Source organism: uncultured Thiodictyon sp. (assembly GCF_903828115.1).
GTDB lineage: Bacteria > Pseudomonadota > Gammaproteobacteria > Chromatiales > Chromatiaceae > Thiodictyon.
This window is the reverse complement of record NZ_CAIKKU010000487.1, coordinates 1-17,166: the sequence shown is the minus strand read 5'-3', so window position 1 is coordinate 17,166 and position 17,166 is coordinate 1. Positions and strand designations below refer to the sequence as shown.

At 66.8% G+C, this 17,166-nt stretch carries 12 protein-coding genes; 10 read left to right on the top strand and 2 right to left on the bottom strand.

The window, feature by feature from the left end:
• The 10 genes from QZY48_RS17930 to QZY48_RS17885 all read left to right on the top strand — a co-directional run.
• The coding region (locus QZY48_RS17930) for a zinc ribbon domain-containing protein (protein ID WP_295433592.1) at positions 1-271 on the top strand (271 nt) is incomplete at its 5' end.
• 29 nt (positions 272-300) lie between these two features.
• Positions 301-915 carry a response regulator transcription factor gene (locus QZY48_RS17925; protein ID WP_295433589.1) on the top strand — a complete coding sequence of 205 codons (615 nt, stop codon included), beginning with the start codon at positions 301-303 and terminating at the stop codon, positions 913-915.
• A 42-nt stretch (positions 916-957) separates the two neighbouring features.
• Positions 958-2,331: a TolC family outer membrane protein gene (locus QZY48_RS17920; RefSeq protein ID WP_295433582.1), complete on the top strand. Its 1,374-nt coding sequence runs from the start codon at positions 958-960 to the stop codon at positions 2,329-2,331.
• A gap of 280 nt (positions 2,332-2,611) precedes the next feature.
• Positions 2,612-3,715 carry a chorismate synthase gene (gene aroC, locus QZY48_RS17915; protein WP_295433580.1) on the top strand — a complete coding sequence of 368 codons (1,104 nt, stop codon included), beginning with the start codon at positions 2,612-2,614 and terminating at the stop codon, positions 3,713-3,715.
• Positions 3,716-3,750: 35 nt separating this feature from the next.
• Entirely contained in the window at positions 3,751-4,890 is a 1,140-nt protein-coding gene (locus QZY48_RS17910; protein WP_366929723.1) for an MFS transporter, read from the top strand.
• 429 nt (positions 4,891-5,319) lie between these two features.
• Positions 5,320-5,622: a DUF1778 domain-containing protein gene (locus QZY48_RS17905; RefSeq protein ID WP_295433576.1), complete on the top strand. Its 303-nt coding sequence runs from the start codon at positions 5,320-5,322 to the stop codon at positions 5,620-5,622.
• Between the two features lie 13 nt (positions 5,623-5,635).
• On the top strand, positions 5,636-5,860 hold the full coding sequence (locus QZY48_RS17900; protein ID WP_295433573.1) for a hypothetical protein: 225 nt from the start codon (positions 5,636-5,638) through the stop codon (positions 5,858-5,860).
• A 249-nt stretch (positions 5,861-6,109) separates the two neighbouring features.
• On the top strand, positions 6,110-7,009 hold the full coding sequence (locus tag QZY48_RS17895) for a DUF2887 domain-containing protein (protein ID WP_295433571.1): 900 nt from the start codon (positions 6,110-6,112) through the stop codon (positions 7,007-7,009).
• Positions 7,010-7,233: 224 nt separating this feature from the next.
• Positions 7,234-7,530, top strand: a complete 297-nt coding sequence (locus QZY48_RS17890; RefSeq protein WP_295433569.1) for a DUF1778 domain-containing protein — start codon at positions 7,234-7,236, stop codon at positions 7,528-7,530.
• A gap of 129 nt (positions 7,531-7,659) precedes the next feature.
• On the top strand, positions 7,660-7,908 hold the full coding sequence (locus QZY48_RS17885; RefSeq protein WP_295433566.1) for a type II toxin-antitoxin system Phd/YefM family antitoxin: 249 nt from the start codon (positions 7,660-7,662) through the stop codon (positions 7,906-7,908).
• A gap of 478 nt (positions 7,909-8,386) precedes the next feature.
• Here the strand turns inward: QZY48_RS17885 and QZY48_RS17880 are convergent, their stop codons facing one another.
• Both QZY48_RS17880 and QZY48_RS17875 read right to left on the bottom strand, forming a co-directional pair.
• On the bottom strand, positions 8,387-15,892 hold the full coding sequence (locus tag QZY48_RS17880) for a PKD domain-containing protein (RefSeq protein ID WP_295433562.1): 7,506 nt from the start codon (positions 15,890-15,892) through the stop codon (positions 8,387-8,389).
• A gap of 112 nt (positions 15,893-16,004) precedes the next feature.
• Entirely contained in the window at positions 16,005-16,721 is a 717-nt protein-coding gene (locus QZY48_RS17875; protein WP_295433559.1) for a hypothetical protein, read from the bottom strand.
• Positions 16,722-17,166: the final 445 nt, after the last annotated feature.

Sequence of the window (17,166 nt, the reverse complement as noted above, 5' to 3'; positions counted from 1 at the left end):
GCTGGCCGACCGCTGGTATCCCAGCAGCAAAACATGCTCGGGATGCGGGCACAAAATCGATTCCCTGCCGATGTCCGTGCGGCACTGGGACTGCCCGGCCTGTGGTTCTCACCACGACCGGGACTTGAATGCGGCGATTAACCTCGCCCATTACGCCGCGAGTTCCGCGGTGTCTGCCTGTGGAGGGGAAGGCGCTGGTGCGGGCCGCAAGGTGCGCACGAAACCGGCCCCGGTGAAGCAGGAAGTCAACTTTGTTCATGTTTGCGCATGAATGTGTCAGTTTGACAGAACGGTTGACCGATGACGATACGCGTGGTGTTGGCGGACGATCACATCATGGTGCGCGACGCCCTGGTCGGGATGCTCAGCGCCGAGCCTGACCTTGCGGTGGTCGGGGTGGCGGCGGACGGCTACGAGGCGCTCGCCCAGGCCCAATACCTGCGGCCGGACGTCCTGCTGCTGGACCTGAACATGCCGAACCTGAACGGGATCGAGACCGCGGCGCGGGTGCGCAAGGCGGTGCTGGGGTGCCGGGTGATCGCCCTGTCGGCCCTGGGTGACGCCTGTTTCGTCAAGCAGATGGTCGCGGCCGGTGCCAGGGGCTATCTGGACAAGAGCGCGTCCTTGTCGTCTCTGGCCCAGGCGGTGCGGCAGGTCCATGGCGGCGGGACCTGGCTGCCCGAAACCTTGCCGCCCCCGGCACAACCGGCCCGCGCACTGTTGTCGCGGCGCGAGCGCGAGGTGCTGGCCTACATCGCCGCCGGGCAGCGCGGCAGCCAGATTGCGCAGGTGCTGAGGGTGGCGGTCAAGACCGTCGATACCTACCGCCGACGCATGATGACGAAGCTCGGTCTCCAGTCGCAGACCGAACGCATTGAGCCCGGTCGGGCGCCTCGCCTATACTCACGGGTCTGAAGGTCGACGGACCCCGCCGCCCCCTGCACCAGGACTCTCGTGATGCGGAAACCGCTACCCTCCCTGATCGCCGCCCTCGTGGTCGCGCCCGCCCTGGTGGCCCCGTGCCTGCCGCGCGCCGACGACCTGATCCAGATCTATGACCTGGCGGTGCAGAGCGATCCACTGCTGCGTGAGGCGGAGCAAACACTCTTCGCCACCAAGGAGAAGCGACCCCAGGCCATAGCCCCGATGCTGCCCAATGTGGGGCTGACCGGGAAGGCGAATTACAATGACTTCTCCTCCAACGGCCGCACGAACGTCGGGGGCACTGTCGTGAGCTTCAGTCAAAACGACCGTTTCAGCACCCAAACCGGTCAGGCCAAGGTGACGCAGTCGGTCTACAATCGCGCCAATTGGATGACCCTGCGGCAGACCGATACCGTGATCGCCCAGGCGGAGGCCCTGTATCGCAATGCCCAAATCGATTTGATGGTGCGCACCACGGAGGCCTATTTCAACGTCCTGACGGCGGCGGACGCGGTGACGGTGGGGGAGGCCAATCTGCGGGCGGACGAGCGTCAGTTGGAGCAGTCCAAGCAGCGCTTCGATGTGGGCCTGGTGGCGATTACCGACGTCAATAACAGCCAGGCGGCCTATGACCTGTCCCGGGCCAATCTGATCAACTATCAGACCGCGCTCGACAACGCCTGGGAGGCCCTGCGCGTGATCGTGGGTCCCATCCGCGTGCCGCTGGCCAGGCTCGGCGACAAGCTCCCGCTGGCCCCGCCGCAACCCAACGAGGTCAGTATCTGGGCCGACAGCGCCCAGCGCAACAACTTCTCGATCATCGCCGCAAGCGATGCGGCGGCCTCCGCCAAGACCAATATCGAGATCCAAAAGTCCGGGTTCTATCCCCAGTTGAACCTTGAGGCGGGCTATGACGTGGTCCGCTCCGGGGCCGAGATCGGCAGCAACACCGATACCGGCTTTGTCGGCCTGACCCTGACCGTACCGATCTATCAGGGCGGGGCCGTGGTGTCGCGAACCCGCCAGGCGGGTTATAACTTCCGGGCCGCTCAGGACCAACTGGACCAGACCCGCCGCAAGGTGGATCAGCAGGTCAAGGACGCCTTCCGCGGCATTCAATCCAGCATCGAGGCCGTGAAGGCGCGGCAGGCGGCCGTGCTCTCCACCCGCTCCAACCTGGAATCCACCCAGGCGGGCCTGGAAGTCGGCACCCGCACCCAGGTCGACGTGCTCACGGCCCAGCGCCAATACTTCCAGGCGGAGTTCGAGTACCTGACCTCCAGGTATAAGTACATCATCAATGGGGTGAAACTCCACCAGGCGACCAGTACCCTCACCCGCGAGGTCCTGGCCAAGGGCAATGCCTGGCTCAATCCGGCCGAGAAGGTCGCGCCGCCGGCGTACTGAGAAGGGGATAGGGGATAGGGGATAGGGGCCGGTCGTGCTTGGAAAAGTCAGGCCATCCGGTTACCGTTAAGCACTGAAATCTATTTGCTAACCCCGAACCCCGAACCCCGAACCCCGAACCCCGAACCCCGAACCCCGAACCCCGAACTCCGAACTCCGAACCCCGAACCCCGAACCCCGAACTCCGAACTCCGAACTCCGAACTCCGAACCCCGAACTCCGAACCCCGAACCCCGAACTCCGAACTCCGAACTCCGAACTCCGAACTCCGAACCCTAAAATGTCTGGTAACAGCTTCGGCAAACTCTTCGTCGTCACCGGGTTCGGTGAGAGCCATGGCCCGGCCATCGGCGGGATCGTGGACGGCTGCCCGCCGGGGCTCGCACTGTGCGCGGCGGACCTGCAACGCGATCTCGACCGGCGCAAGCCTGGTCAGTCGCGCCATACCACGCAGCGCCGTGAGTCCGATCAGGTGGAGATCCTCTCCGGGGTCTTCGGCGGTTTGACCACCGGGGCCCCGATCGGGCTCCTGATCCGCAACGAGGACCAGCGCTCCAAGGACTACGCGGACCTCGCCGCCCGCTATCGCCCTGGTCATGCCGATTACACCTATGACCAAAAATACGGCCGGCGCGACTACCGCGGCGGCGGGCGGTCCTCGGCGCGGGAGACCGCGGTGCGGGTGGCGGCGGGGGCGATTGCCAAGAAGTACCTGTGGGAGCGCTGCGGCGTCCTGGTGCGGGGCTTTCTCTCCCAACTCGGCCCGATCCGACCCCGTGGGTTCGACTGGGGGGAGGTGGGGCGCAACCCCTTCTTCTGCCCCTGTGCGCAGACGGTGCCTGAACTGGATGCCTATATGGACGCACTGCGCAAGGAGGGCAATTCCATCGGCGCGGCAGTCACCGTGGTGGCGAGCGGGGTCCCGGCCGGGATCGGCGAGCCGATCTTCGATCGGCTGGACGCGGACATTGCGCACGCCCTGATGAGCATCAATGCAGTCAAGGGGGTGGAGATCGGGGCGGGCTTTGCCTGCATCGAGCAGAAGGGCACCGAGCACCGCGATGAGCTGACCCCGGCGGGTTTCCTGTCCAATCACGCGGGGGGCATCCTGGGCGGGATCTCCTCGGGGCAGGACATCTACGCCCGCATCGCGCTCAAGCCCACGTCCAGCCTGCGGCTGCCGGGGCGCACCATCGGCACCGACGGCCAGGCGACGCAGGTCATCACCACCGGCCGCCACGACCCCTGCGTCGGCATCCGTGCCACCCCGATCGCCGAGGCCATGCTCGCGATGGTCCTGCTGGACCACTGGCTACGCCAGCGCGCCCAGAACGGCGACGTGACCCCGCCCACCCCGCCGATCCCGGCCGCGGCACCGCGCTGAAGCCCGCGACCATGGCCGCCGGTGCCGGGGGCGCGCTGCCCTATTGGCGGCTCTCGGCCAGTTATCTCTTCTATTTCGCCGCCCTGGGCGCCCTGGTCCCCTACTGGGGCCTGTATCTCCAGTCGCGCGGGTTCGATGCCCTGGCCGTCGGCCAGTTGATGGCGATCCTGGGGGCCACCAAGATCGTCGCCCCGCTGCTCTGGGGGCATTGGGCGGACCGCGCCGGCCGGCGGATGCCGCTGGTGCGCCTCGCGAACCTGGGCACCGTGCTGGTCTTCGGCTCAGTCTTTATCGCCGATGGCTTCTGGACCATGGCGGCGGCCATGACGCTCTTCAGCTTCTTCTGGAACGCCTCCTTGCCGCTCCTGGAGTCCGTCACCTTCAATCACCTGGGGGTGCGCCCGGCGTACTACGCGCGGGTGCGTCTGTGGGGGTCCGTCGGCTTCATCCTGGTGGTGGGGGCGCTCGGTCTGCACCTGGAGCAGGCGCCGCTGGCAATCGTGCCGCTGTGGGTCCTGACCCTGTATCTGGGGGCCTGGCTCAGCACCCTGCTGGTCCCGGACAGCCCGCCCGCCGCGGGGGCCGGTCCCGCCCCGGCGCTGCGGCTGCTGCTGCACCGCCCCGAGGTCCGGGCCTTGCTCGGGGCCTGCTTCCTGATGCAGTTGAGCCACGGCATCTATTACGCCTTCTACTCGATCTATCTCAAATCGGCCGGCTATTCGACCGGGGCGGTGGGGGGGCTCTGGGTCTTCGGGGTGGTGGCGGAGGTGCTGGTGTTCCTGATCATGCATCGCCTGCTGCGGCGCTTCGGGGCGCGCCGGGTGCTGCTCTGGAGCCTGGGGCTGGGGGCGCTGCGCTGGCTCCTGATCGGCGCCTTCATCGGCAGCCTGCCGCTCCAGGTCCTCGCCCAGAGTCTCCATGCCGCCAGCTTCGGCACCTTTCATGTCGCCGCCATCCATCTTATCCACCACTACTTTCCGGGCCCTACCCAGGGCCGCGGCCAGGCGCTCTACAACAGCCTGAGCTTCGGCGCGGGCGGGGCCGCCGGCAGCCTGATCGGCGGTGCCCTGTGGGTCACGCCGGGGCCCTTCGCGGCCTTCGGGGTGGGGGCCGTCGCCGCGCTGCTGGGGCTTTGGGCGGCGTGGCGTTGGGTGGATTTGGGGCGGCGGTACTGATTGTCTTGGGCTATTCTGTCGCCTGGGCGGCAGCGCAGAGGATGACATGAAAACCGATCCGTCGATCCATGAGGAGTTGCGGACCATGCTGCCGGTACTGGTTCCCTTGGAGCAAACGCGCGCTCACGCAAGATGCCGGACGGGGCATTCGGCCCGTCCGAAACGTTTTCTCCGGATCTGCGGGTTCAGACCAACGGTCAGCGAAGGAATAAACGTTTGGGACGGGGCGAATGCCCCGTCCGGCCGCGGTTGCTGGGGCATGCCCCGTCCGGCTCGAAAGTTCCGCCCTACGCGGGCTGAAAAACCTTTGCGAGCTTGGCGCCTTGGCGTGACAGCTCCTTTTTTTTGGTTGATTCCGGTGCATCCCCGCGGTTTGATTGTCAGGGCAATCTGTGTCATGTTGCCGGGAAGATTGTAGGAGATAACCCCATGTCCCGGAATCCTGAACCCCGCAGCGAACGCATCGACATTCGCGCCACACCGAGCGCGAAACGCGCCTTGCTGGACGCAGCCAACGCGTCACGCAAGACGGTATCTGAATTCCTGCTGGACAGCGGCCTGGAGAAGGCCGCCGAAATCATGGCCGAGCGGCGTTTGTTCCTGCTTGATGACGAGCAGTGGGCGGCTTTCCTCGCGGCCCTCGACGCGCCCCCGCAGCCCATGCCACGACTGGAGCGACTGTTCGCGGAACCCAGCGCCGTGGAGAAAGCACTGAGTGAGAGTATTGAGTGAAAGCACCTAACCCATGACCGTCACGGGCATCGCCAAGCTTCATTCGGTCCACAACACGGACGGCTTTGATTGCGGCAACCCCGAACTCAATCGTTTTCTCCGGCGCTTCGCCTTAACCAACCAAAAGGACGAAGCGGCGCGCGCGTTTTACGAGCATTTCAACTTCCGCCCCAGTCCGGCCGATCCTGACCATCTGTTTTTGCTGATGAAAGACCTCGCTCGGCTATTGGGACCCTGAGCCAGCGACTCCTTATGCAAACACGTTTTCTCCGGGTCTGCGGGCTCAGACCAACGGTCAGCGACGGAATAAACGTTCGGGACGGGGCAAATGCCCCGTCCCGCCGCGGTTGATGGGGCATGCCCCGTCCGGCTCGAGGCCATCGCCGCCCTGCTGGGGCTTTGGGCGGCTTGGCGTTGGGTGGATCTGGGGCGCGGCACTGATTGTCTTGGGCTATTCTGTCGCCTGGGCGGCAGCGCAGAGGATGACATGAAAACCGATCCGTCGATCTATGAGTTCCTCAGCACCGGCGCCGAGGCGTTTCGGGTCCTGACTGACGGCGTGATCCTCGACGGGAACTACCGGTTCGTGTCGCTGACGATCAAGGGCATCGAGCGGCGCCTGGACGGCATCTATGAGCCCTTGGACCACGATGGGCCCGTTTATATCGTTGAATTTCAGGCGCAGCCAGTGCCTGGTGCCTGGTTTAACCTGCTTACCAAGATTGGGTTGTACGGAGAGACCCACCCGGGGCGCGCGGTTCGGGGTATGCTCATCTTCCTGCGTGCGGGGGATGATCCCGGGCTGCCGCCAGGGGCCGGGCCGCCCCTGTGCTCGGTCGCGTACCTGGATGATGTCCTGCCCCGGTTGCTGGAGCGCGAGCCGGACAACCCCTATGTTGCGGCGCTGATCCCGCTGATCATCCCGCGCACTGAGGATCTCCGGGTCCGAGCACCTCAGGCCTGGCAGGTGATTCGTGCGGCGCCCGTAGCGCCGCCGATCCGCGCCACCCTGGAACGGATTCTGGAATCTTGGCTGATGGAACGCTTCCCATTACTCACCTACGAGGAGTTGCGCAGCATGTTGCCGGTACTGGTTCCACTGGAACAAACACGCGCCTATCAGGAGATTTTTGCCAAGGGCGAAGCCGCCGGCAAGACCGAGGGCGTGGCCGAGGGCGAGGCCAAGGGCGAGGCCAAGGGCAAGGCCGATGGTCTCAGACGGTTGCTGACACGCCGTTTCGGTGTCCTGCCCCGCTGGGTAATCCGGCGTCTGGATACGGCCGCCGTGGATCAGTTGGACGGCTGGCTGGAGGGCATCTTCGATGCCCAGAGCCTGGAGGGGCTGCTCGGCCCCAAGCCCCGGCGCGGGGTGGCGAAGACGCGCTAGCGCAACCGCTATCGCGTTCCGCCCGACGCGGGCTTCATCCGTTACCGTGAAAGTCAGACCGGGACCCGGTGGGAGCGGCTTCAGCCGCGACGCGATCTTGCACGCTGCCGTGGCCTCGTAGCGGCTGAAGCTGCTCGGGCGCGCGACACCCCAGGAGCGATATCACCAAGAACAAGCATACAATGTGCAGATCAAACGGCGCGCAACCTGAGGCGAGGTGTCAGATGCCCTACTTACCCCCAACCACGGCCATCGCTGAGCCCCTGACTCTACCTGTCAACCTCAGGGTGCGGAGAGCTATCCGCGACCTGATCGATCAAGCGGCCAAGAGCCAGGGTCGGTCACGCGCCGAATTCATGATCGACGCCGCCCGGCGGGCAGCCGAGGAAGCCTTGCTCGATCAGACCCTCGTCAGGGTCGATCGGCAGACCTATGAACAGTTCCTGACGGTGCTTGACCAGCCGCCTGGCGGCGAAGGCTTCGACCGGTTGATGCTGGCCCCGAGTCCTTGGAAGCAGTGAGTCTGGAAGCTCCCGCACCACTCTACGCTGGCGACGCCCCCAACAAGCGGAGACCAAGGACCAGTCGTGGCGCACCACCTTGACCCCCGTCATGATATAGTCAGATGAGCAACTCGCCTGGAGGTGCTTATGCAAACACTTAGCGTGGCGGTGGCGAAGGCGCGTTTGTCTGCCGTGTTGGCCCAGGTTGAAGCGGGCGAAGAGGTCATCATTACACGGCGCGGTGTTGCAATCGCCCGCATTGTGGCGGAACCCGCTGCCCGGCTTCCGCAATTCGATCTAGCCGAACTATTCGCATTCGTCGATGGGCAGCCCATGCATAGCGGCGCCGATGCCGGTCAATTTGTCGGTGACATGCGGGCCGATGCGCGTTTCTGATGCGTCGCTATCTCGATACCTCAGTGGATTTCGCTGTCGCCGCGGGAATGTCTGACCACAGCGCGATTGCGCTGCGGGTCGGTGATGCATTGCATCTCGCCGTATGCACACGCTTGGGGACTCGCCTCGCCACCTTCGACGCCGGACTGGCCGCGGCGGGAAACCATCATGGCGTATCAGCGGACTTGCTGACGGTCCCGTAAGGGCGATGATTCCAGCCATCAGCCATACATAGAAATGGCGGAACTGCCGGCGCGTTCCGCCCGACGCGGGCTCGGTCCTGCCCGCAGACGCCGAGGTTCCAGGCTATCACGCTCGAACGCTCACGCAGGATGCCGGACGGGGCATTCGCCCCGTCCGAAACGTTTTCTCCGGATCTGCGGGCTCATACCAATGGTCAGCGACGGAATAAACGTTCGGGACGGGGCGAATGCCCCGTCCCGCCGCGGTTGATGGGGCATGCCCCGTCCGGCTCGAGTTAGTCGCAGTCACAGAGCGCCGCATCAACCGCAGCATCTAGGACTGACCCGACGGTAATTCCTGCCTCCAAGGCGATTGCAACCAAGGCAGCATTCACGGCTGCGCCGAAAGCCCCGGCAGCCAAGTTGCCCCCCAGCCCTCCAAAAACTGCATACCCTCCCATTCCCGTGGCATAGTTCTTGATGATCGTCACTAATGATGCCGCTCCAAGTTCTGTTCCTGTCACTTTCCCCACGCCGAGTATCAGCGACAGGCCCGTTCTGGTCAGCTTTGTCCACCCACCGAAGAAAAATTCGTTCGTCCGTTGAAAATTGGAAACATAATTCTCCAAAAAGGTCGACCAACACCACTGGCCCGTTGGGTCGGTAAAATTGAGCGGATCGTCTAGCGCATAAACATAAAGATTAGTTTGGGCGCCGCCGAAACCAATTAGATCCTTCCCCAACCACCTCCCCACCCCAGCATCATAATCTCTAGCTCCAAACCGCACGAGCCCGGTATCTCGGTCGTACAACCCACCAGCAAAGCCGAACGGCTGGAAGCCGGGATTGTTGTCGAGCAACACGGTACCCCAGGCGTCATAGTCCATCCGCTGGACGGCAACGCCGGTTGCGGTATTCACTACCAAGCGCGGACTGCCGAGGTGGTCGGTGATTATCCGATAGGTCGTGCCGCCCTTGATCATGTAATCGGGCACATTGACCCGCGTGGCATAGACGAACCGGCTGACGATGTTGCCGGCGCCATCGAGTTGCGCCAGCGGCTTGAGCTGGTCCTGGTAGAGAAGGCCCTGAGTCAGGACGCCATTGACCTTCTTGCCGATCCGCCGGTTCTTGCCGTCGGTGAGATAGTCGATGACCGTGCCGCCAGGCAGCGTAACCTGCCGCAAATTGCCGAGCACGTCGTAGCCGTAGCGGGTGACGTTGGCCCCCTGCGTCTTGGTCAGCAACTCCCCGTTGGCGGTATAGGCATAGTCGGCCCCCTGGTAGTCGAGCAACCGGTCCTGATCGTCATAGTGGGCGACCTCCAGCCCATTGACCTGGGTCCGGTTCCCGTTGTCGTCATAGCCCCAGGTGGTCTGGACCACGCCGTCCTTTCTGACCTCCACCAGGCGGCCGGCGTCATCATAGCCGTAGCCATCGGTGCTGGTCACGCCGCCGATCGTCTCGGTCTTTTCGACGATACGGCCGAGCTGGTCGCGGGTGTAGCCGATGTCGAGCAGCGCGGCGCCGGCCTGGGCGGCGGCGTAGGTCTTGGGTTCGCCGAAGCCGTTGTAGGTCCAGGTGTCGGTGACGCGGCTCAGGGTGCTGCCGGTGAGCAGGCCGTGCTGGGCATTGCGGGTCAGGGTGAGTGCCCCGGCCTGGGTGAGCAGGCTGTCCGGGTCGTACTGGTAGGCGATGGGGTTGGCGCCGTTGACGTTGATCGAGGAGACGCGCAAATCGTTGTCGTAGGCGAAGCCGATGCTGCCGGCGACCGTGCCGGTCCAGGTGGCGCCGGTCAGGAGCGAGCCGTCGTAGGTGAGGCCCAGGGCGCCGCCGTCCGGGGCGGTGATCCGGTTGAGGCGGCCGGTGGTGGCGTGATAGCCGTAGCTCAGGGTCCCCTCGGGGACGGTCAGCGTCTTCAGGCGTCCGGCGGTGTCGTAGTCGAGGTCCACGGACAGGCCGTCCGGGCGCAGGACGCGGGTGAGTTGCTTGTCCAGATTGTAGCTGTAGTGGGTGCTGTTGGTGCCGGCGCCGACCTCGGGCGGGGTGTAGTCGGCGGTCAGGTCCACCGGGGTGTAGCTGAAGCCGTGCGCGGGTCGGCCGGGGGGCGTCAGCGCGGTCAGGTTGCCCTTGGCGTCATAGCCGAACTGGACCTGGCGACCGTCGGGGAAGGTCTGGCGGGTGACGCGCCCGGCGGGGTCGTAGGCGAAGCCGGCGCTGCGGCCGAGTGCGTCGGTGATGCCGGCCAGGGTGCCGTCGGTGTCGTAGGCGAAGGTGACGGCGCGGGCCTCGGCACCGGTGCCCTGGGTGACGGTCCACAGGCGTCCGCGGGTGTCATAGGTGTAGGCGACGGGGGCGAGCCCCGCGGTCTGGGTCTGGGTCGGGCGGCCGAGTGCGTCGCTGACGGTGGTGGAGACCCGGCTGGCCGCGCTGGTGCTGGTGGTGGTGCGGGTTGCGGCGGTGTAGATGCTGGTGGAGGCGCGGCCGTTGGTGGTGACCCGGTCGGTCAGGGTGACCAGGCTCAGCGGGTCGTTGGGGTTGGTGAGGGTCGCGGTGCGCACCGTGGCGACGGTCGCGGTCCGGCCGCCGGGGGTCGCGACCGTCTGACTGGTCGCCACCGGGGCGGACATGCCGAAGCGGGGGTCGGGTCCACGGTTGAGCGTGGAGACGGTGCCGTCCGGTGCGGTACTGGTGGTCTTGGCATCGGTGCCGGTGACCGAGACGGTGCTGGTCCCGTCGGGCTGGACGATGGTGCGGCGTTGGTCGCCGATGGGCAGGTCTTCGACCTTGTAACGGGTAGTCGCGCCCTCGGCTGAAGTCACGGTCACTTCGGTCCCGGGCGAGATTTCTTGAACGGTGCGCGCGAGGGTCTGGCTGCCTCCGGCGGCGTTTGCGTCGATCTGCAGCCGACCGTCGTCATCGTAAGTCATGGTGGAGGCGTGACCGCGCGGGTCCTCGAAACGGGTCAGTAGACCGTCGGCGGTGTAGGTCATGCGGTGGGTCTCGCCTGCCGGGTTGGTGATGGTTGCCAGATAGCCGTTGGCGTCTTGGGTCAGTTCCGTGCGCTGACCATCGGGACTGATGATAGCGGTAGGGTCGCCCGCGGCGTTGCGCCCGAGGGTGGTGCGGTTGCCGGAACCATCCGTGACGGAGATCAGACGCCCATCGGTGTCATAGCTGAAGGCGTAGAGGGTCCCGCCGCTGTGGGCATCCAGGGTGAGGAGGTGACGACCGGAGGTGTTGAATTTATAGACCTCGGCGCCATCAGCAGAGGGCACGAAGGGCGATTCGATGCCGGCTCCGCTTAAAAAAGCGACCCGCCGGATGCGGTAGTTATTCTGGTCCGCGATGAGCAGGCTGCCATCCGGCCCGACCGCCATGCCTCCAGGTTGACTCAGGCTGGCCCCGGTCGCCGGGCCGCCGTCACCGAAGAAGCCCGCTTGGCCGTTGCCGGCCACGGTGGTGATGCGGCCATCCGGACCCACCCCCCGGATGCGGTTGTTTCCGGCGTCCGCGATGAGCAGGCTGCCATCCGGCCTGACCGCCACGCCTATAGGGTAACGCAAGCTGGCCGCGGTCGCCGGGCCGCCGTCACCCGAGAAGCCCTTCTGGCCGTTGCCGGCCACGGTGGTGATGCGGCCGTCCGGACCCACCCGCCGGACGCGGTAGTTGTAGGTGTCCGCGATGAGCAGGCTGCCATCCGGCCCGATCTCCACGCCTTGAGGTCCATAAAGGCTGGCCGCGGTCGCCGGGCCGCCGTCACCGGAGAAGCCCGCTTGGCCGTTGCCGGCCACGGTGGTGATGCGATCATCCGGACCCACCCGCCGGATGCGGTTGTTGTCCGCGATGAACAGGCTGCCATCCGGCCCGACCGCCACGCCAGAGGGGAGAGCAAGGGCAGCCGCGGTCGCCGGGCCGCCGTCACCGGAGAAGCCCGCTTGGCCGTTGCCGGCCACGGTGGTGATGCGGCCATCCGGACCCACCCGCCGGATGCGGTTGTTGAGGGTGTCCGCGATGAGCAGGCTCCCATCCGGCCCGACCGCCACGCCATAGGGGTAATGAAGGTCGGCCGCGGTCGCCGGGCCGCCGTCACCGGAGAAGCCGCCGTTACTATTGATGATGCCGGCCACGGTGGTGATGCGGCCATCCGGACCCACCCGCCGGATGAGGTTGCTGCCGCTGTGCGCGATGAGCAGGCTGTCATCCGGGCCGACCGCCACGTCAGTAGATCCAAACAGGCTGGCCGCGGTCGCTGGGCCGCCGTCACCGGAGAGGCCGCCCGATTGGCCGTTGCCGGCCACGGTAGTGATCGTCGCCCCGAAGGCATTGGCGCGGGTCTCGGTCCCGTCGCCCGTGACCAGCACGCCGTGCGTGGCATCCCACCGGTGGTGGACGCTCAGACTCCAGCCTGCCACCTGCTCACCGTCCGGGCTACGGGCACCCAGATCGACACTCGAAGTCTGCTCAAGACCAATCTCGGAACCCTCGCGGGTGATGGCGGTTGGCTCCCCGGACGCCAAGCCAAAGCTTTGCGCAAATGCGGTGGGGCTCGCATAATAGACCGCGTCGTAGACATAGCTGACGCTGACGGTGGCCTTCTGCTCGCCAGTCGTCGCACGGCCGAAGGCGTCCCGACCGTCCCAGGTATAGTTGACGTGCTGGTTGGCCACCGGCGCAAAGTTCTGCTCGACTCGCTTGCCGGCCACCGAAACAGCGACCTTGACCCGTTTGACGCCGGGAGGCACGACTGCCTCGGTCAGGTCGACGCTCAAGCTGCCCCCAACCTGGTAGCCTGGCGTCCGTTGGCTCTGGTAGTGCAGGCTGAAGGGCGTGCCAGCGATGGCGACCGCTTCACCAAGAGTCTGGGGTTCGCAGCCAATCACCGAGCCGCAACCGGTATTGCGCGGTTGCTTGGTCGGAGTGATTCCGGGTTTAGCGCCGGGGCCGGTCGGTCCTGAGGCTCCGGCTGGCGGTCCGTAGGGCCAGTTGTAATCGAAAGGCGTAAAGTGATCCAGCCGGACCCGCCACAGGCTTTGCCCCACGCTATAGATCTGCGCCAGCTTGACCCGCTCCGCATCGTCGATCCCCAAGGCCGCCAAAACCGCCGGGCTATCCGCGCTCCCGCCCCCATCCGTATCCAGATCGGCCATCGCACCGGTGACGCCGACAACCTTGATCACCCGCCCATTCGGCGCCGCAATCCACTGCCCCTTGACCCGATCGTAATACCCCACCGGCACCGGCGAGCCGACGGGGAACCCGAGGAAGTTCTCGACATAATAGGGCACGGGCCGACTCAAGGTGACCGAGGTGGCCCCCGCCGCCATCGCCTCGTCCGCACTGATCTCGACCGCATAGGTATAGCCGCTGGTAGGCGGCAATTTGGCAGGCATGGCCTGGGGCCCGTCCGGGCCTATGGTGTATTCGGTGACACGCACATGCAGGCTCGCGAGCGGCTGCGTGCTGCCGTCGGACAGCACCATCTGCGCCGTGGTGCCCGGGGGCACGAGCAGGGTCGCCTGCCGGGTGCCGTCGCCGTCGGTGCTCGGGGTGCCACGGGCGACCTGGATGCCGCTGGGCGCGGTGAGGTCGATGGCGGTAACCACCGGATCAAGCGTGACCAGCGAGCAATCCGGGGCGAAGGAATAGTCCTGCCAGGGGGTCTGGATCTGGCGCTGGGCGGTGAGAAAGCCGGCCTTTTCATAGACCAGGGTGAGCAGGCCGCCGCCGTTGACCACGAGGTCGAAGGCCCCGTCGGTGCGGCTCAAGGTCTGGCCGAGTTCGGGGTGGTCCAGGACGCGGATGGTCACGCCCGGCAAGGGGTTCTTGGCGCGGTCGAAGACCTGGCCGCGGATGACGGCGGCACGCCGCTCCTCGATGGTGTCGGCGGCGACGCCGGTCTGGACCGCGTTCGGGCCGCTGTAGAGGAATTGTGTGGCGGTCCCGAATTGGGTCGTCACCGTCGGGTCGAGCGGCGGCGCGACTGTCTCCGGATTGGGCGGCAACCCCTGATCCGGGCCGAGCGAGACGCTCAGATCGACCGCGGTCCCCAGGTCCACCAGGGTCCCGGCTGCCAGGCCCTGGGCGAGCACCTCGCCGTCCGGGTGCGCGGCGTCGTGGCGGTAGCTCAGGGTGCCGAGACCGAGCCTGGCCTCGGTGACCAGGGCCATGGCGGCGGCCCTGGTCTGGCCCACCAGGGTGGGGACCAGGGTCTGGTCGGTCCCCGACGCGACGGTAATCTCAAAGGTCTGGGTGGCGCTGCCGCCGTGGCCATCGACGACGCGCACGCCGACGGCCACCGGTGAGGCGGCGGCATCGGACACGGCCGGGGTCCACTGGATGAGGCCGGTGGCGGGGTCGATCGCCATCGCGGCGGGGCCGGCGGTCAGGCTGTAGGTCAGGGTGTCGCCGTCGCCGTCCGTGGCGGCGACGGCATAGCTATACGGCTGGCCGACGGTGGCCTGGGTGGGCGCAGTCGAGTCGATCCGCGGGGCCTGGTTCGCGGGCGGCGGGGTGACCGTGACGATGAGGGTCGCGGGGGGGACGCTCGCGAGCCTGCCGTCGGAGACGATGAGTTGGACGAGGTAGGCCCCGGGCAGGTCCGGCACCAGGGTGGCGGTGGCGGCGGCCGTGTCGAAGAGGTCCGGGGCGGCGCCGTCCGGGACGCTGGTCAGGGACCAGGCGAAGATCAGCGGGTCCTGGTCGGCATCGCTCGAGCAACTGACGAGGTCGATCGCGGTGCCCACCTGGGCGGGCGGCACCGCGACGACGCAGGCCAGGGGGCGGGAGTTCTCGGTGGAGACGGTGACGGTGTCCGGGTCGCTGCTCAAGCGGCCGTCGTTGACGATGAGCTGGCCGAGATAGGCACCGGGCAGGTCGACCTCGAAGCTCGGCGCGCTCAGGGTGGCGCCGCTCAGCGTCGCGGCGCTGCCCGAGGGGGCGGTGAGCGACCAGAGCCAGGTCAAGGGGTCGCGGTCGACATCGTGGGAGGCGCTGCCGTCCAGGGTGACGGTGGTGCCGACGAAGACGGACTGGTCGGGGCCGGCGTCGGCGACCGGTTGGGAGTTCTCCGTCGTCACGGTCACGCTGTCGGCGGCGCTGGCGCCGTGGCTGTCGGTGACGGTGAGGCCGAGGTCGTAGTTGCCGAAGCGGTCCAGGGTGAAGCTCGGGTTGAGCGTGGTCGGGTTGGAGAGGACGGCGGCACTGCCGGGGGCGCGGGCGAGGAAGGACCAGTCGAAGGTCAGTGAATCGCCGTCCGGGTCGGTGGAGGCGCCGGCGTCCAGGGTGATGCCGGTGCCGACGGCGGCGGTCTGGTCGGGACCGGCGTTGGCGACCGGGGGCCGGTTGGGGACATCGGTCTCGACACGGAAGCCGTGGGTCAGTTTCGTGCGTGCCGCCGGAAAGCCGATGCGCAGGCGGTTGGTCCGGGCACCGGGGGCGAGGCTGAAGTCCGGCGCGGCGGAGATGCTGAACCAGGGCTCACCGGCGGGCGTGGTGCCCTGGGCGTTCTGGACGGCGAGGCTCGATTGGGTGAGGACGAGTCGGGTCGGGCCGGTCAGGGGCGCGCCGCTGTCGTTGCGCAGGTTGGCATAGACGCTGTATTGGTTGTTGATGCGGTCGAAGACCGGGAGCGTGGTCTCGACCGTGATGCCGGTGCGGGGGGCGAAGTCGGCCATGGCGGCCGGGGGTGCGGCGAGGCCGGCGAGGAGGGTCCACCAGAGGGCGGCGAGGAAGGCGATGGGCTTGTGCAGCAGGCGGCGGCCCGCGGGGTCGGCATGGTGGGCGAGGCGTCCGGTGGACATGGGCGGGGCTCCTGTGCGCCAGATGGTGCTGTTGTTGGGCCACCCGTCGCGGCTAAAGCCGCTCCCACCGGGGGCTGTTGTCGATTTGGGGGTCGAGCGGGGCTATCCGGGGTTACTGACGGGCGGGCCGCCGGCGCGCGAGCAGCGGCAGGCCCAGCAGGACCAGGGCGAGCGGGGCCGGGGTCGGGGCGTCGTAGAACTGGGTCAGTGAGGCGTTGCTGAACTGGACGGTGGAGCCGTAGCCGTTCGGCTGACCGGTTGTATCGACGCCGACGCCGAGTTGGACCTCGAGGAACCAGTTGGCCTGATCGCCGAAGCGGGTCCGGTCGAGCACGGCGCTGTAGGTGCCGTTGCCGTAGAGGCGGCTGGGGTCGATGAGGAAGCCGAGCAGGCCGTCGGCGCCGTAGAGGTTGCCTTGGCCGTCGTTGAGTGCGACCGAGAAGGTGTCACCGCTCGCGGGGTCGCCGTCCTCGCCGGTGAAGAGCCAATCGAAGGTGAGGCGCATCGCGGCGCCCGGCGACAGGGCGGTGTCCAGTTCCTGCACGAGGGTGTTGGCGAACAGGACGCTGTTGCGGGGGTTACTGGTGGTATTGCCGGGGTCGGACCAGTAGTCCGCCTCGAGTCGTGCGGCATAGGCGCCGGTGGAGCCGACGACGCTGAAGTCCGGACTGCCGCCGGGGCCGCCGTCGGTGTCGCGGGTCCAGCCGGTGAAGTCACCGGTGGCGAAGTCGCCGTTGGTCAGGCTGTCCGCAAGGGCGGCGGGCGCAACGGCCAAGGCCAGCGGGAAAAACAGGGCCGCGGCTCGGGGGGGGGGGGGGCGACATTCCACGCTAGGTGTCCTCTAGGCTGCCTGCGAATGCACAAGACCGCGGCGACCTTGGATTGCCGGGCCCCATGGCGTTGCGATGGTGCGTCAAACACCGGGCCGGCCCTTGGGTCAGCGGATCACTTGCTGCCGACTAGCCGATGCTGCACATGGTTTAACAGAAACGGGAGATCTTCGCAAGTGGGCGTTGTCGAATGCGTCTGGTCGGTACACGATGCGATCTTTCGATCCGCTTGTTGAGGATTGGGTTGTCTTAGGCGTGGCCTCGATCAAGATTCCGGCCACTTGGGCTCGCCGGGTGCGTAGTCAGGCCATCTTGGCCTGACACCGTCAGGGCTGGAAGCCCTGACTACGCACTCCGCTGGCCGGGATTACGATCAAGGCCTTAGGCGTCACCCCACTGCCATTGAGTTGAGCCTCACTTCCGGTTCGGCCCGGCCTGGGAGCG

What these genes read in the sequence shown, in the direction of transcription:
- QZY48_RS17925 (WP_295433589.1), top strand. Translation starts at nt 301, where the DNA reads ATGACGATACGCGTGGTGTTGGCGGACGATCACATCATGGTGCGCGAC.
- QZY48_RS17920 (WP_295433582.1), top strand. Translation starts at nt 958, where the DNA reads ATGCGGAAACCGCTACCCTCCCTGATCGCCGCCCTCGTGGTCGCGCCC.
- aroC (WP_295433580.1), top strand. Translation starts at nt 2,612, where the DNA reads ATGTCTGGTAACAGCTTCGGCAAACTCTTCGTCGTCACCGGGTTCGGT.
- QZY48_RS17905 (WP_295433576.1), top strand. Translation starts at nt 5,320, where the DNA reads ATGTCCCGGAATCCTGAACCCCGCAGCGAACGCATCGACATTCGCGCC.
- QZY48_RS17900 (WP_295433573.1), top strand. Translation starts at nt 5,636, where the DNA reads ATGACCGTCACGGGCATCGCCAAGCTTCATTCGGTCCACAACACGGAC.
- QZY48_RS17895 (WP_295433571.1), top strand. Translation starts at nt 6,110, where the DNA reads ATGAAAACCGATCCGTCGATCTATGAGTTCCTCAGCACCGGCGCCGAG.
- QZY48_RS17890 (WP_295433569.1), top strand. Translation starts at nt 7,234, where the DNA reads ATGCCCTACTTACCCCCAACCACGGCCATCGCTGAGCCCCTGACTCTA.
- QZY48_RS17885 (WP_295433566.1), top strand. Translation starts at nt 7,660, where the DNA reads ATGCAAACACTTAGCGTGGCGGTGGCGAAGGCGCGTTTGTCTGCCGTG.
- QZY48_RS17880 (WP_295433562.1), bottom strand. Translation starts at nt 15,892, where the DNA reads ATGTCCACCGGACGCCTCGCCCACCATGCCGACCCCGCGGGCCGCCGC.